The following is a 15783-nucleotide window of genomic DNA, read 5'->3' on the forward strand; positions in this document are numbered from 1 at the left end:
CGCCCGCCCAAAAGATCAGCCCGATTAGCGCGTCTCGCCTGCGCCATCCCCCTGAACAATCTCGATGATAAGGTCGCCCGGCTCGAGTCTCTGCGCGCCTTCTTCCCAAAAGCCGATGACCCGCTCACCCCGATAGATTCGCACGCCAAGCCCGGTCCCGATCGCCGACAAAGGCCCGCCAATCTCCTCCGCCAGCACCGCCCGCTCATGCAGCTTCACCGCGCCACCTGACGCGGCAAGGTCCGCCATATAATCGGCGATATGCCGCCCGCTCGTGCTCCCCGCCAGCAGCAGCCCGGCGAAGCTCACCGGATTGATCACCGTCGTCGCCCCCGCCTGCCGCGCGGGCAGCTCATTATCCTCGTTCCGCACGACGATGCTGATCGGCAGGCGAGGGGCCAGATGCCGCGCCGTCAGCGTTATCAAAATCGACGTATCGTCCCGCCCAGCCGACACGATCATCGCCCGCGCACGGCTGATCGCCACATCTTTCAGCGTCTTGTCCCGCGTCGAATCGCCGCACATCACGTTGCAGCCCAGATCTTCCGCCTCCACCAGCGGCTTGTCCTGCGGATCGACCACAACGATCTCGCGCGGGTCGACACCCCGCGCCAGCAGCTCCCGCACCGCCTCGCCGCCGCTGGTGCCAAATCCGGTGACGATGATATGATTATGCAGATCGGCCTGAATGCGTGCCATGCGCCACCTGTAGAAGATGTTGCGGAAAAACAGATTATAGGCCGTCCCCAGAAAGATCAGCCATACGAACAGCCGGATCGGCGTCACCAGCAGCGCTTCGAACAGCCGCGCTTCCGGGCTGACCGGCACAATATCGCCATAGCCTACCGTCGTTACCGTGACGGTCGTGAAATACAGCACGTCGACGAAACTGATCTGGTCGTCCAGATTGTCCTTCAGCCCATCGCGCCCGACCCAGTGGATCAGCAGCACCAGCGCGATCAGCCCAAAAACCAGCCCCACCCGCCAGACCAGATCGGCCCAAATCGGCATGGACGATCGCCGCCGCAGAAATCCGGTTTGCGCCAGGGGAAGGCGGGCAGGATTGATCCTCATGGGGTGCGCGTTTAGCCCTCCAAATCCCAACCCATCACCGTCATCCCAGCGACCCGTAGGGCGGCGTCCGCCAACGCTGGGATCTCAGGAGATGTCGCACAACCTCGCCCGAGACCCCAGCGTTCGCTGGGGTGACGAGATACAAGGCTAGCGCTCGACAATCACCGAGGCTCCAACCGCGTCACCCCACCCATATAAGGCGCCAACGCCTCAGGCACGATCACGCTGCCATCCTCCTGCTGGTAATTTTCCAGCACCGCCACCAGCGTCCGTCCCACGGCCAGCCCGGACCCGTTCAGCGTATGCAAGAACCGCGTCTGCTTCTCGCCCTCCGGCTTGAACCGCGCATTCATCCGCCGCGCCTGAAAATCGCCGCAGTTGGAAATGGAGCTGATCTCGCGATAGGTCTGCTGGCTCGGCAACCACACTTCCAGGTCGAATGTCTTCGCCGCCGCAAAGCCCATGTCGCCGGTACACAGCAGCACCTTGCGATAGGGCAGCCCCAGCGCCTGCAACACGCCCTCGGCCGCCGCGCACATGCGCTCATGCTCGGCCTCCGATTCTTCCGGCTTGCAGATCGCGATCAGCTCCACTTTCTCGAACTGATGCTGGCGAATGAAGCCGCGCGTGTCGCGCCCCGCCGATCCCGCCTCAGACCGGAAACAGGGGGTCAGCGCCGTCAACCGCATCGGTAGGCTCGCCACGTCGACAATCTGCTCGCGCACCAGATTGGTGAGGGAGACTTCGGCGGTGGGGATCAGCCAGCGCCCGTCCGTGGTTCGGAACAGGTCTTCGGCGAATTTCGGCAATTGCCCGGTCCCGAACAGCGCCTCGTCCCGCACCAGCAGCGGTGGGTTCACTTCCTCATAGCCATTTTCGCCCGACTGGCGATTCAGCATGAACTGCGCCAGCGCCCGGTGCAGCCGCGCCATCTGCCCACGCAGTGCCGTAAAGCGCGCGCCCGACAAAGCCGCGCCGCCCTCAAAGTCCAGCCCCAGCGCCGGGCCGAAATCGGCATGATCCTGCGGCGTGAAGCCAAATTCGCGGGGCTCGCCCCACCGGCTCACCTCGACATTGTCCGCTTCGTCGGCACCCTCGGGCACATCGGCGGCGGGCAGGTTGGGAATGGCGGACAGCAGGGCGTGCAGCTTCTCGCTCACCTCCCGGTCTTCCTCCTCCCGCGCGGGCATGCTTTCCTTGAGCGCCGCGACTTCGGCCTTCAGCGTCTCGGCCTTTTCCATGTCCTTGGCCGCCATGGCCGCGCCGATCGCCTTGCTCGCTTCATTGCGGCGGGCCTGACCCTGCTGCAACTCCGTCTTGATCGCCCGGCTTCGCTCATCCAGCGCCAATATGTCCGCACTCGAGGACGCAAAGCCCCTGCGGGCAAGGCCAGCGTCGAAAGCTGCGGGATTTTCGCGGATAAAACGGATATCATGCATGGGTCCGCCCTATGCCGTTCCGCGACCAGCCGCGCAACCCTATGCGCCCCTGTCCGTTAGGGACTGCAAGTCACAGGAAAGGAGCCGGGAATGTGGATCGATCATGACGCGATGGTGCTGGTTGCCGACGGTCGCAAGATGCTGTTCTTCCGAAACAAGGGCGACCGCATGGCGCCCAATCTGGAAGCAGAAACGGTGAAGGTGCAGGAAAATCCCGCGGATCGGGATCAATCCACCGACCTATCGGGCCGTGCGCCCTATATAATGGGCGCGCAGGCCACCATGGGCAACACCGATTATCATGAACAGGAAGAGGCGCGCTTCGCCGTGGAGGCAGCCGACCTGCTCAGGCGGCGCGCGCTCGCCAACGACTTTGAAAAACTCATCGTCGTCGCCCCGCCGACCGCGCTCGGCCACATGCGCAAACATTATCACAAGGAAGTGCAAAGCCGCCTGGTGGGCGAGATTGCCAAGGATCTCGCCAATCACCCCGTGCCGGAGATCGAGAAGATCATCGCGCAGGCCTGACGCGATCGACCGCAAAAAAAAGGGGCGGCTCCCCCACGAGCCGCCCCTTCTCACGCCCCCGCGTGAAAGGCTGCATCGGCCCGTCGGTCTATCGGGCTACCTGATGCGCCATCATTCAGGCCGGGCCAAATCCCAGCCCTAAAGCCTTCAAGCCACCTTGGCCTTGCGCTCCGCAAAACGCCGCCGCGCCATCAGCGCCACCGCTCCCGCGCCGAACAGCAGGACCATCGGCGGCGCGGGCACATCATGGCCGCCACTGCTGGTGGAACCGCCCGAGCTGCTCGACGACGTCGACGAGGAAGTGCTCGATGACGTCGAACTGGACGAGGACGTGCTGGACGATGTGGAAGAGGAGGTTGAGCTGGACGTCGATGATGACGAGCTGCTCGTCACGTTGCCGCTCGACGTCGATACATTCCCGCTCGAAGTGGACACGTTGCCGCTGGAGGTAGAGACATTCCCGCTGGACGTGGACACGCCGCCCGTGGAGGTCGATACCCCGCCGGTCGAAGTCGAAACGCCGCCCGTCGTGGAGCTGGTCGAGCTGCTGATGCCCCCGGTTGAGCTGCTGGTCGATGAGATGACCACCGAGCCGCCGCTGCTGCCACCACCGCTGCCGCCGAAGAAGCCGCCGATGAACCCGCCGCCGCCAAAGCCGCCGCCGCCCGCCATCACCACAGGAACGCCGCCACCGCCCGACATGATCGGCATTTCAGCGGCAGCCAGCGGCGCGGGCAGGGGGATGGGCGCCGCATGCGTCGTCACCGACACGGTCTGCGGCGCGCAGGATACCGTCTTCACCACCTTGCGCTTGACCGGGCGAACGGCATAGCGCTTGGGCGCGGCCTTCACGCTCTTGTTGCTGTGGACCCCTGCCGGCCGGGCGGTCTCGGCGACATGGACGGCGCCTCCGCCGATGATCGCGCCACCGCATGTGCAGGCGCATAATTTGGCCAGTGCCATCCGTACCGACATAGCTATCCACTCTTGTTCGTCTTCAAGCTTCTGGCCGCGTCAGTTGCCTTCTGAGACCGGAAGCTGTTTCCTGCCCTGTAACAAGACAAGATAACCGCTAAACTTCAACGCCATTAACCTTGAATATAGGCTATAAGTTGGTGGCGAATATAGAACAGCGCCAATCTTCATGGTTAACGTCTCGTTTTGATACAAAGGGAGTTAACGGCGGGGCTTGAGTTATTCTTTGTGGTCGATGCCGTCGATCGCGCGCGCAAATCGTCGGGACGTGGCACTGTCAGCCGTTGCAAATTCTCGCCGCCCGGCTCGCTCTCTTGAATGCGCGCTTGTGTCGCCCCGCGCCGCTCGTTATTAGGCGCCGTCAATCATAAGTCACGGGCTACCGGACCTTTTGAACCGGAGCCCTCGAGTCGGAGAGCCAGATGGCATCGGTCCTGAATTCCGATAAAGACGGCCATAATCCGCCGAAATCGGCTGTTACACTTCCCCCCGACTATCGTCCTTCGCCCGACGAAGAGTTTATGAATCCCCTCCAGCTTGAATATTTCCGCCAGCGGCTCTGGGACTGGAAAAAGCAGATCCTGACGGAGGCGGAAGGCACGCTGGCGGTGCTGCAAAATGAACCCTTGCGCGAACCCGATCTCAACGACCGCGCGTCGAGCGAGACGGACTGGTCGATCGAACTGCGCACCCGCGACCGCCAGCGCAAGCTCATCTCCAAGATCGACGCCGCGCTCCGCCGCATCGACGATGGCGAATATGGCTATTGCGAAGTGACGGGCGAACCTATTTCGCTCGGCCGCCTCGAAGCCCGCCCGATCGCGACCATGACTGTCGAGGCGCAGGAGCGTCATGAGCGGCAGGAAAAGGTATCGCGAGACGATTGATTAACGCTTTATCCACTGGTCGCTGGCAATGTCCCGCCAAATAAACGGGTCATTGCAAGGGATTGGGCATGGATAGCGATCAGGAAATGGCGGAACGGGGACCTGCTCGGTCAGGCCCGCGGGACAGCCTGTTCCTGCTTACCAACCTGACTTGCAGCGAAGGCACGCCCCTCGGCCGTGCCCGCGTGCGCAACCTGTCGGCTACCGGCCTCATGGCCGACTGCGAACGGCCGGTGCCTGCCGATGCCGCGATCGTCCTTGAACTGCGCGGAGTCGGGCGGGTCAGCGGCCGGGTCGTCTGGGCCAAGGATGGCAAGATCGGTATTGCATTCGATCATGAGATCGATCCCCAGCTCGCCCGCAAACCCATAGCCTCCGGAGCCGCTCACCGTGCCCCCTCCTATCTGCGCCTCCACCAGATAGGCCGCTGACCAAAACGCGTTCTTCTCGCCATTTCCTTCACGAAAAAACGCGCCGCCTCCCAGCGCCGCGCCAATCCCGATCCTCCGGGAAGTAAGGGCGGAGCCGCGTTTCCCCGCGGCCCCGTGCCCTCAATCTCAATGCCGGATCAATTTCGCGACATTTCCTCTTTCACCCGCAACTTCTGCTTCTTGAGCGAGGCAACCAGGATCGCGTCGGGCATGGGCCGACTCGTCTCTGCCTTGATCCGTGCCTCAAGCCCGGCATGTTTGGCTGAAAGAGCTGAAACGTGGCTGTTTTCCATGACATTCTCCTGATGAGGGTGATGGACGAACGAGTAGATCATGATTCGCCCCGCCTGTCTTTCCGGAATCGGTGCTTTGCGATGGGGCGCGTGCAAATTTGCGATGGTCCGATAGTGTCCGGGGAGTTATCAGGAGCCTGTCCGCAACATGGCCGAGAAAGTGGGTAGTGGGTGAGCCGGGAAGACATCATGCGACGGCTGGAACTGCTGCGAATCGAACATCGTGATCTTGATGGCGCCATCGAGGCGCTCGTGGACGCGGGAGGGCGTGACCAGATGCAGATCGCCCGCCTCAAGAAACGCAAGCTCCGACTCCGCGACGAGATCGCGCTTTTGGAGGATGCGTTGGTGCCGGACATCATCGCCTGACCGCCCCTGCGTGGCGATTGTTGGTTAACAACGGCCCTGAATGGTACAATCTGCCCTCCGATGCCTGCATCGGGACTGACAAGCAGCCGCTTTTATGTCAGTGATTCGGCCTATGTCTCCTGCCGTCACTCTGGACCGTGGCTTGCATCGGCGTCTTGTCGATGGCCTCTATCTTGAAGCCATGGTCATGGCCGATGAGGCGCGCGCCTATTTCGACCGCCGCGATATGACGGAAGCTGAGATCGAAGACCCCCTCCGCCGCGTCTCGTTCGCCTGCGAATCCCTCAAGGTGACGACCCGGCTCATGCACATCATCGCCTGGCTATTGAGCCAGCGGGCGTGGCAGCGGGGCGAATTATCGGACGCTGATCTGATGGACGAGAAATACCGTCTGGGTCGCGCGACGGAAACCGATCCGGATATTGCCGCAGCTTTTCCCTTCGCGGCCCGCGCCTTGATCGAGGCCAGTCAGGAACTGTACGGGCGCGTCGCGCGCCTGCAGGACAGGATGGATCATATGGCTCGTCCGCACGGCCGTGTGGACAGCAGCCCCGCTCGGGCCTTGATGGATCGCCTGAACACCGCCTTCTGACGTCGGCTTGTGAAAGGCGTTTCGTCGCTTCTTCGTGCGGAGGATCATCGTACGGGCTGGCGCTTCCTTTCCCAAATGGGCTAGACCGTTGATATGAACACGGGCTTGCGGACTTTTCGCCGCGTATCAGCCATGTCGCAAGCCTCCCGGCTTTTGATCCTGCCTCTGCTTTTGGCGGCTCCCGCCGTGCATGCGCAAATCGTGGAGCCGCCGGCGGATGTGGCTGACCAGGAGCTTCCCCTGGACCCCATGCCTGACCTGGGCGTGGCATGGCCTGACCTGGGGCAGCCCGACGCGGTTGCCTCACTGCCTCCCGATCCGGCCGATACGCCCGACCTTGCTGAGTATGCCACAAGCCCCGCGCTTCAGGATTCCGATGTCGATTTGCCTGATGAAGCTGCGGCCTTCGCGGATTCGGGTGAGGAAAAGCGTTATTCCGTTCAGCTCAATGGTTTGGACGGGATAGCGGACACACAGTTCGATAGTCGCTTCAAACAATTATCCGTGTTGCGTGAAGGAGAAGGGAAGCCCGCAAATCTCGCGCAGATAAACCGACGGATCAAGGAAGATAGCGAGCTGCTCGACCGGTTGCTGCGTGCGAAGGGCTATTATGCGGCCCGCGTTCGTAGCGCCATTTCCGTCTCGCCTGAAAAGGAAGGCAGGCTGGCCGTGCGGTTCGAGATAGTGCCGGGGACGCGCTATCTGCTTTCCTCGGTCGATCTCCAGGGCTTGGCCGAAGCGGGCGAACAGCAGACGACGCTGCGTGAAGCTTTCCCTCTCCATGCGGGCGATCCCATCGATGCCGACGCGATTCTGGCGGGGCAGGCTTCTCTTTCGCTTGCCATGAGTGAAAATGGCTTCCCGTTCGCAAAGGTTGGCGAGCCGGAGGTGCGGATCGACCATGAAGAACGCAAGGGCGATCTGGATATCATCGTGACGCCGGGTGCCTACCGCACGTTCGGATCGGTCATCCTTAAGGACAACAAGCTGTTCAACGCTCGCCATGTTGAGAGCATCGCCCGCTTCGAGCGTGACGATCCTTACAAGGCGTCGGATGTCGAGGACCTGCGAAGCGCGATCGTTGCCACCGGTCTGGTATCGTCGGTCACGCTGACACCCAAGGATGCTGGTGACGGGAAGCATGTCGATCTGGCCGTCGATGTCCGGCCCGCGCCACTGCGGACCATTGCTGGCGAGTTGGGCTATGGCACCGGCGAAGGCTATCGCGCCGCCGTAAGCTGGCAGCACCGCAACCTGTTTCCGCCAGAAGGCGCCGTCACATTGCGCGGGGTGCTTGGAACGCAGGAACAAACCGCGTCCTTCACCTACCGGCGCAACAATTTCCGGGAGCGTGATCATGTGCTGACCGGGCTCGTGTCGATCAGCAATATCAAGCGCGATGCCTATGACGCGCGTACGATTACCCTTTCGGGGGCGCTGGAACGACAAACGAACATATTGTTTCAGAAAAAATGGGTCTGGCGGGTTGGGACGGAGTTCATCGCGTCGGATGAAAAGGATGCTTTCAGCGGCGGCAACAGACGAACCTTCCTGATCGGCGCGGTGCCGCTCAGCCTCACTTATGATGGCAGCGACGACCTTTTGAACCCGAGCCGGGGCTTCCGGCTGGGCGGTCGTTTCAGTCCCGAACTGTCCTTCCAGAATGGGACCTTCGGCTATTCCCGCGTGCAGTTGGACGGCAGCGTTTATCAGCCCGTGACCGACCGGATCGTGCTGGCGGCGCGCGCCCGCTTCGGTACGATCCTGGGCTCGACGGTGGATCAGATCGCGCCGTCGCGGCGCTTCTATGCCGGTGGCGGCGCTTCGGTCAGGGGCTATGGCTATCAGGACATCGGCCCGCGCGACGCGAACAATGATCCGATCGGCGGCAAAAGCCTTGCTGAATTCTCACTGGAAAGCCGCGTTCGTTTCGGGAACTTCGGTGTCGTGCCATTTGTGGATGCAGGCAATATCTCCACCAGCTTCCTGCCACGTTTTAAAGACATGCGCATCGGCGCGGGCATGGGGCTGCGCTACTATAGCAGCTTCGGCCCGATCCGGATCGACGTCGGCACACCACTGAACCCGCAGAAAGGCGATCCGCGGGTTGCCGTCTATGTTTCTCTCGGGCAGGCCTTCTGATGGCCGAGGATGAGGTACAGCGGCCGCAGCGGCGTCATCGGGCCTGGGACGGGCGATGGCAGCGGTGGATAGTCGGTATGCTTGCCCTGCTCCTGGTTGCAGCGGCGGCGGCGCTGGTGTGGCTCGATACGTCGGCCGGGCACCGCTTTCTGGTTGCGCGTGTTGAAAGGATCAGCCCGCCGTCCGGCCTACGTATCCATGTCGATAGGATCGAAGGCAGCATTTACCGCCGCGCCATCCTTCATGGCGTGACCTTGTCCGATCCCAAAGGCGCCTTTCTAACGGCTCAGCGTGTACAACTGGATTGGTGGCCGCTGGCCTGGCTTTCAAATCGTCTGGACATCGACCGGCTGAACATTCCTGTGGCGACGCTGCACAAGCTGCCACGCCTTAACCCCAGCAAGCAGAAGGGGCCTATCCTTCCCGGCTTTGACATCCGCTTGATGCAGTTTTCGGTAGGCCGACTGGTCATAGCCAAAAATATCAGCGGACGTGTGCAGCAGGCGACGATTTCCGGTGACGCCGACATACGTGACCGAAGAGCAGTCATCGACCTTTCCGCGCGGGTTCTGGGGCAGGAGGATGCGATCAACCTCGCGCTCGACAGTCGCCCGGATGACGATCAGTTCGACCTGGATGTAACCGTCAATGCGCCCGCTGGCAGCGTCCTGGCGACCATGGTGGGGTTGCGGCAGGACGGCAACCTGCGGATTCGGGGGGAGGGCAGCTGGACACGCTGGGACGGCAGGCTGGCTGGTACGCTGGACAGTGATCCTGCGATCGACTTGGCGCTTGCAGCCCGCAGTGGCACCTATTCCGCGACCGGATCGGTCGAAGCATCGGCCATAGCAGGAAAAGGGTTGGTACAGCGTCTAGCTTCGCCGCGCCTTTCGCTGGAAGCGCACGGAGAGCTGAAGGATCGTGTGCTGGACGGCAAACTGTCCCTGCGTTCGGAAGCCATCGCGCTGAGTGCTGATGGCGCCCTCGATCTGCGTAACTCCGCATTTGATAATCTGCTGATCGATGTGAAGCTTGCGCGGCCGCAAGCCTTGCTCAAGTCGATGCGAGGACGCGACGTCACCGCGCGGGTGCGGCTGGATGGCGCCTTCTCCAGCGTCGGCTACGAATATTTGCTGAGAGCCAGGCAGCTTGCGTTCGACCGTACCGTGATCAGCGATGTGCGCGCAGAGGGTAAAGGACGCAAGGTCGGTAATGGGCCGTTGCTGATCCCCCTGCGCCTGCGTGCGCGGCGGTTGGATGGGCAGGGCGACCTTGTCGAGGGCATCATCCGCAATTTCGTGCTGGATGGCGTGTTGCAGATCAAGGGACAGCAGCTCCTTACCAATCCCATGCCGATCCGGTCGGACAAGCTGAGCGGCAAACTGGTCATGCTCGCCGATCTCAGGACCGGTCGTTATGATTTCGGTCTGGATGGACAGATACGCGGCCTTGCCATTCGTGGTCTCGGCATCGTGGATCTGACGTCCAAGCTGCGGGCAGTGCCGGGAAAAAGCGGCGCGTTCAGCCTCAGCGGCACGGCAATGGCGCGCATGCGCCGGTTGGATAATAGTTTCCTGCGGGGGTTGGGCGGTGGCCTGCCGGTGGTGAAGAGCAATCTTTCGCTTGGCGCCGACAAACGCCTGATGTTCACGGGTCTGCGCCTTGAAGCGCCGCTGCTCAATCTTTCGGCTGATGGTTACCGTCGGCCCGACCGAAGTTTCCATTTTGAAGGCAGCGGCACGCATAAGCGATATGGACCGGTACGCCTGACGCTTGACGGCAGGATTGAGCAGCCGACGATCGACCTGTTGCTTCAGCGACCCCTTGACGCATTGGGCGTCGCCGACATGCGTGTGCATCTGGTCCCGGACGACGCCGGGTATCAATTCACAGCTCTAGGCGGATCGACGCTGGGCGCCTTCAATGGCGAGGGCCAAATCCTGTTGCCGCGCGGCGCTCAGGCGGTGGTGAGGGTGGCGAAGCTCGCCGTGTCAGGAATAACCGCCAGCGGTGATCTGCGTCCTGTGACGGGCGGCCTTGAAGGGCAGCTGAATGTTGCTGGCCCCGTCAATGGAAGCATCGGCTTTGTCCCCGTGAATGACATTCAGCAACTGGTCCTGAAGCTCGACGCCACGGACGCCAGCTTCGATGGCCCCACGGCAATCGCGGTGCGTCGCGGCAAGCTGGATGCGACGGTTCTGCTCGATCCCGCCGGGACGTCGATCAATGCCGTGACGCAGGCCAGAGGCTTGCGGGTAGGGGGCATCCTGATCGGCAGACTGGCGGCCAATGCTGATCTGACCGGCGGTCGCGGAACGGTGAAGGCCAGCCTTTCGGGCCAGCGCGGCCGTCTTTTCGACTTGCAAGGTGAAGCGCAGGTCGAACCCGATCGCATCCGCATTGCAGCGCGAGGTACGGTGGACAAGCGAGCGATCCGGCTGACGCGGCCTGCGCTTTTGACCCGCAGTGCTGACGGTTGGCGATTGTCCCCGGCGACCATCAGCTATGCTGGCGGCTCCCTGCAATTGGGTGGAGAGCTAAGCGGCCAGACGACGCGCATCGAAGGTCGCGTGCAGAAGCTGCCGCTTTCCCTGCTGGATATTGCTTATGATAATCTGGGTCTGGGCGGCACCGCCACGGGATCGCTCAGCTATGTGCATAGCCGGGGCGGCATGCCCACCGGGAAGGCGGAACTACGCGTGCGCGGCCTGTCGCGTTCGGGATTATCGCTCAGTTCCCGGCCCGTCGATGCGGGGGTGAACGCGGTTCTCACCAATGACCGGCTTGCTTCGCGCATGCTATTCGCCGCCGATGGCCAGACTATTGGGCGGGCGCAGATCTTGCTGACGCCGCTTGGCACGCAAGGGAGCCTGATCGAGCGGCTGAACCGGGCGCCTCTATTCGGTCAGCTGCGATTCCGAGGGACTGCGGATACGCTCTGGCGCCTGACCGGGGTGGAGATAGTCGATATCTCCGGCCCCGTGAGTGTCTCCGCCGACGCGCGCGGTACGCTTGGTAATCCCTTGATTTCCGGTGCGCTCGCGACTGACACGGCATCAATCAACAGCGCCGTGACCGGTATGCGGCTGCACAATGTGAAGGCGCGTGGACGGTTTTCCGGCGCACAATTGGTCATGTCGAGTTTCACCGCCAATGCAAAGAATGGCGGAACGGTCAGCGGGACGGGCAGCTTCACCTTCGCCGGAATTGCCGGGGTCGGCATGGACTTGCGTTTGCAGGCAGATGACGCTGCCCTGCTGGACCGCGACGACATAGCCGCTACGGTCACCGGCCCGATCACCTTGCGTTCGGACGGCGTCAACGGAACCATTGGTGGCGACCTGCTGCTCAATCGCAGCCGTTTCACCTTGGGCCGTGCAGCCGCAATCGCCCAGATTCCGGAGCTTCGCGTCACAGAGGTCAACCGTAACGGTGAAGAGATCGAACGGCCCCGCACAAATCGGCCGTGGGCTCTTGCCATCAAGACGCGGGCGCGTAATCGCCTGACGGTCACAGGTTTGGGCCTTGATAGCGAGTGGCGTGCCAATCTGGATATCGGTGGCACCGTGACCAGCCCTGCAATCTCCGGAACGGCAGAGCTCGTTCGTGGAGGCTACACCTTCGCCGGGCGCCGTTTCGAACTGCGTGAGGGCAAGATTCAGTTTGATGGCCGCACGCCAACGAATCCCACGCTCGACATCGATGCGGAAGCCAACGTCAACGACCTCACCGCGATGATCCATGTGGGTGGTACAGGTCTCAGGCCCGACATCAGCTTCACCAGCGTGCCCGCCCTGCCGCAGGATGAACTGCTTTCCCGCATATTGTTCGGAACATCGATAACCAGTCTTTCCGCGCCCGAGGCGTTGCAACTCGCCTCGGCCGTCGGATCGCTCCAGGGTGGCGGAGGGCTTGATCCGATCAACGCAGTGCGCAAGGCTGCCGGACTTGATCGGCTGCGCATCATCGCCGCCGATCCTACGCAGGGGCAGGGGACCTCAGTTGCGGCCGGAAAATATCTGACGCGCAAGACCTATGTTGAACTCATAACCGATGGCCAAGGCTATTCCGCGACGCGCATGGAATATCAGATCACCCGTTGGCTTTCTCTGCTGGCGTCGATTTCCACTCTCGGCCGGGAAAGCGCAAACGTCCGCATATCCAAAGATTACTGACCTTGCCTGCGTTCCTGTTCGTTGCCGAAATACCACAATTTCAGCTGTTTATCTCAGGTTCATGAAACCATTGCCTGCCGTGGGACTTCCACCACTTCCTCCTCAAGGAGGTGAGTGACAATGGAGTATCCTATGCGGAAAATAATGGTCGCAACCCTGTTGGCTGGATCGGCCGTCGCCTCTCCCGCACTGGCACAGGATGCCGGCGCCACTTTCACCGGGCCAAGGGTCGAAGCCATTTTGGGCTATGATCATACCGGCGCGGGCAGCAGCGTAGACAATGACAATAGCAGAGATGATCAGTCGATCGACGGGCTGCTATATGGCGTAGGCGCGGGCTACGATGTCAATCTCGGCAGCGCTGTCGTGGGCGTCGAGGGCGAATTCACGGATTCGACCGCCAAGAGCAGCAGAAACCCCTTCACCAGCCAGTTCGGTTTCGGCCGTGTCAGCCAGGGCCGTGACCTCTACGTCGGCGCCCGTGCTGGCATACTCGCCAGCCCCAACACCCTTGTCTATGTGAAGGGTGGCTACACCAACACCAAGCTGAACGTGCTTGCGGGCGACACCGACGAAACGACCGATACCTCCTTCAAGCTCGACGGCTGGAGGATCGGTGGCGGCGTTGAACGCGCCTTCAACCAGAATATGTTTGGAAAGCTGGAGTATCGCTACTCAAAATATGACAGCGCGCACATCGATTTCATGAATGGCGCGACGAGCAGCGAATTCGACATCGATACCGATCGTCATCAGGTCGTGGCCAGCGTAGGCTGGCGCTTCTGACGGGACGGGGGGATCGGCTTTGCTGATCCTCCCATCACGCCTTTCCCTCTATAAAGTCGCTTCGATTTCCCGTGCGGCCATATCAGGGTTTTCCGCGAGGCTAATCGGCCGTCCCACGACAAGGATGGATGCGCCCCGGTCCAATGCTTCCCGAGGTGTGACCGCGCGCTTCTGATCACCCAGGGCGCCGCCTTGTGGCCGGACGCCAGGCACAACGAAAAAGCCATCGGGCCAGGCACGTTTGGCTAGCGCGACTTCTTCCCCGGAACAGACGATGCCGTCCAGTCCAGCACTCCGCGCCAGGTCGGCAAGCCGTGTCACCTGATCCTCAGCCTTGCCACCCACCCCGATATCCACAAGGTCGCTATTATCCAGGCTGGTGAGCACGGTTACCGCGACGACCTTTGTATTGACGCCCGCCGCTGCTTTTGCATCCTCCAACATGGCGCGCCCGCCCGCCGCATGCACGGTCAGGATCGCTGGCTCGAGGCCATGGAGCGCCTGAACGGCCTTTGCGACCGTATTCGGGATATCGTGCAGCTTCAGGTCGAGAAAGATCGGCAGATCGAATTTCATCATTTCCCGCACGCCGTGGTGGCCATGTGCACAGAAGAATTCGAGCCCCAGTTTCAACCCGCCTACATGTCCGCGCACACGCCGGGCCAGATCCTGGGCTTTGGTGAGGTCGGGCGTATCAATCGCGACGTAAATTGGGCTGCTCATGCTGTTCCTGTAGCGGGAAGGGAAGGAGAAGAAATGGAAAGGTCGTCGGCGATGCTGGCAGACGGTAAGGTGGGAGCAGCCGTGGCGGTTGCCGCGATCAACGCACGCTCCGTGCTTTCCAGCTTTCTCTTCATCCGCCAACGCGTGGTGCGGGCCATGATCCAGAAGGGAACGGCGCCCACCAGAAACGCGATGAGTATGGGGAACCAGATACGGGTCTCCCACACGATGTCGCCCCATATCTTGATTTCGGTAGGCCGGTTGTTCGCCTTGCAGAACAAGGCAATCGCGACGGCCAAGACAACCCAGAAGGCAGTCCGCAGGAATTGCATTCGGCATGTCCTCTAGCTGATAATCGAACCAGCTTAGGCCATTTCGGCGTAGTTCGGAAGCGCCTCGTCGGATTTGCTGGTGTTGGGAGGACAGAAAGTCGCCCGATTGCATGCCGGAACCCTTGTGCCCGCCTGCGCATTTTCCTTGCGGCAAGGAGGTTCAGGACATGGCGGCGCGCGCATATTGGCAGGGACAAATCAGGCTGGCGCTCGTGTCCATTCCCGTCGAAATCTACGCGGCCACCAAATCAGGCGCCCAGATAGCCTTCCATCAGATTCACGAACCCAGCGGCAAGCGCGTGCGCTACGAAAAGACCGTTCCCGGCCTTGGTCCGGTCAAGCCCGAGGACATCGTGAAGGGGTATGAAGTCAGCAAGGGTGACTATGTCTTGCTTCAGCCCGAGGAGATTGATGCGGTCAAGCTGGAGAGCAAAAAAACGCTCGAACTCACGCAATTTGTGGACGCTGACGAGATCGACGTCCTCTATTATGAGCGGCCCTATTATGTCGTGCCCGCGGATGATCTTGCCGAAGAAGCGTTTATCGTCCTGCGCGAGGCATTGCGGCGCGCGAAGAAGGTTGGATTGGGCCAACTCGCCATGCGCGGCCGGGAATATATCGTTTCGCTAAAGCCTTGCGGGCGGGGCATGGTGCTGGAGACGCTTCGCTATGCCGATGAGGTCAACCGTGCCCAGTCCTACTTCCGCGAAATTGAGGATATGAAGCCCGATCCGGAACTGCTCGACCTTGCCGAAGCACTCATCGAAAAGAAGACTGCGCCGTTCAAACCCGACAGCTTCCATGATCGTTATGTCGATGCGCTTGAGCGGCTGATCGAAAAGAAGAAGAAGGCCAAGGGCCGCCGCATCATCGAGGACGAGGATGAGGCTCCGGTCAAGCGCAGCGGCAACGTCATCGATTTGATGGCAGCGCTGAAAAAATCCGTCGATACCGGGGCGAAACGCGCGCCCGCCAAGAAACCGGCCGCGCGCCGCGCCGCCAGCACCAAGGCTACAACGCGTAAGCGGGCGTGACAT

Annotated in this window: 15 protein-coding genes; 10 read left to right on the forward strand and 5 right to left on the reverse strand. The window is 61.6% G+C overall.

The features are described from left to right. Positions 1-24: 24 nt before the first annotated feature. Together ACZ5TH_RS02045 and serS are read right to left on the reverse strand one after the other, a co-directional pair. Positions 25-1074: a potassium channel family protein gene (locus tag ACZ5TH_RS02045; protein WP_464794421.1), complete on the reverse strand. Its 1050-nt coding sequence runs from the start codon at positions 1072-1074 to the stop codon at positions 25-27. 161 nt (positions 1075-1235) lie between these two features. After that, entirely contained in the window at positions 1236-2513 is a 1278-nt protein-coding gene (serS, locus tag ACZ5TH_RS02050) for a serine--tRNA ligase (RefSeq protein WP_449471504.1), read from the reverse strand. Between the two features lie 90 nt (positions 2514-2603). Between serS and ACZ5TH_RS02055 the strand changes: the two genes are divergently transcribed. The 4 genes from ACZ5TH_RS02055 (at position 2604) to ACZ5TH_RS02070 (ending at position 5334) form a co-directional block, all read left to right on the forward strand. Next, entirely contained in the window at positions 2604-3041 is a 438-nt protein-coding gene (locus tag ACZ5TH_RS02055; RefSeq protein ID WP_460987669.1) for a host attachment family protein, read from the forward strand. Positions 3042-3198: 157 nt separating this feature from the next. Next, a complete protein-coding gene (locus tag ACZ5TH_RS02060) occupies positions 3199-3873 on the forward strand; it encodes a hypothetical protein (RefSeq protein WP_449471507.1) in 675 nt (224 codons plus the stop codon). Positions 3874-4438: 565 nt separating this feature from the next. Beyond that, on the forward strand, positions 4439-4903 hold the full coding sequence (dksA, locus tag ACZ5TH_RS02065) for an RNA polymerase-binding protein DksA (protein ID WP_449471508.1): 465 nt from the start codon (positions 4439-4441) through the stop codon (positions 4901-4903). A gap of 68 nt (positions 4904-4971) precedes the next feature. After that, the gene (locus ACZ5TH_RS02070) at positions 4972-5334 is read left to right on the forward strand and encodes a PilZ domain-containing protein (protein WP_464794422.1); all 363 of its coding nucleotides are present in this window, start codon (positions 4972-4974) and stop codon (positions 5332-5334) included. 137 nt (positions 5335-5471) lie between these two features. Here ACZ5TH_RS02070 and ACZ5TH_RS02075 read toward each other — a convergent pair whose 3' ends face one another. Beyond that, a complete protein-coding gene (locus ACZ5TH_RS02075) occupies positions 5472-5627 on the reverse strand; it encodes a YdcH family protein (RefSeq protein WP_196225701.1) in 156 nt (51 codons plus the stop codon). A gap of 189 nt (positions 5628-5816) precedes the next feature. On the opposite strand from ACZ5TH_RS02075, the gene ACZ5TH_RS02080 reads away from it, so the two are divergent. The 5 genes from ACZ5TH_RS02080 (at position 5817) to ACZ5TH_RS02100 (ending at position 13691) form a co-directional block, all read left to right on the forward strand. Then, positions 5817-5996 carry a YdcH family protein gene (locus tag ACZ5TH_RS02080; RefSeq protein WP_449471510.1) on the forward strand — a complete coding sequence of 60 codons (180 nt, stop codon included), beginning with the start codon at positions 5817-5819 and terminating at the stop codon, positions 5994-5996. A 112-nt stretch (positions 5997-6108) separates the two neighbouring features. Continuing rightward, complete coding sequence (locus ACZ5TH_RS02085; RefSeq protein ID WP_449471512.1) at positions 6109-6588, forward strand: DUF1465 family protein; 480 nt, start codon at positions 6109-6111, stop codon at positions 6586-6588. A gap of 93 nt (positions 6589-6681) precedes the next feature. Next, on the forward strand, positions 6682-8730 hold the full coding sequence (locus tag ACZ5TH_RS02090; RefSeq protein ID WP_464794423.1) for an autotransporter assembly complex protein TamA: 2049 nt from the start codon (positions 6682-6684) through the stop codon (positions 8728-8730). Beyond that, complete coding sequence (locus ACZ5TH_RS02095; protein WP_464794424.1) at positions 8730-12905, forward strand: translocation/assembly module TamB domain-containing protein; 4176 nt, start codon at positions 8730-8732, stop codon at positions 12903-12905. Before ACZ5TH_RS02090 ends, ACZ5TH_RS02095 begins: the two co-directional genes overlap by 1 nt. Positions 12906-13037: 132 nt before the next feature. Next, positions 13038-13691, forward strand: a complete 654-nt coding sequence (locus ACZ5TH_RS02100; RefSeq protein ID WP_460987673.1) for an outer membrane protein — start codon at positions 13038-13040, stop codon at positions 13689-13691. Positions 13692-13739: 48 nt separating this feature from the next. Here ACZ5TH_RS02100 and pyrF read toward each other — a convergent pair whose 3' ends face one another. Continuing rightward, entirely contained in the window at positions 13740-14414 is a 675-nt protein-coding gene (pyrF, locus tag ACZ5TH_RS02105; RefSeq protein WP_196225707.1) for an orotidine-5'-phosphate decarboxylase, read from the reverse strand. Next, positions 14411-14746, reverse strand: a complete 336-nt coding sequence (locus ACZ5TH_RS02110; RefSeq protein WP_464794425.1) for a hypothetical protein — start codon at positions 14744-14746, stop codon at positions 14411-14413. Before ACZ5TH_RS02110 ends, pyrF begins: the two co-directional genes overlap by 4 nt. Before the next feature lie 167 nt (positions 14747-14913). Here ACZ5TH_RS02110 and ku point away from each other — a divergent pair, with 167 nt between their 5' ends. Beyond that, positions 14914-15780, forward strand: coding sequence for a non-homologous end joining protein Ku (ku, locus tag ACZ5TH_RS02115; RefSeq protein ID WP_464794426.1), 867 nt, complete (start codon positions 14914-14916; stop codon positions 15778-15780). The last annotated feature ends 3 nt before the right edge of the window (positions 15781-15783 follow it).

Source organism: Sphingobium sp. TomTYG73 (genome assembly GCF_055394245.1).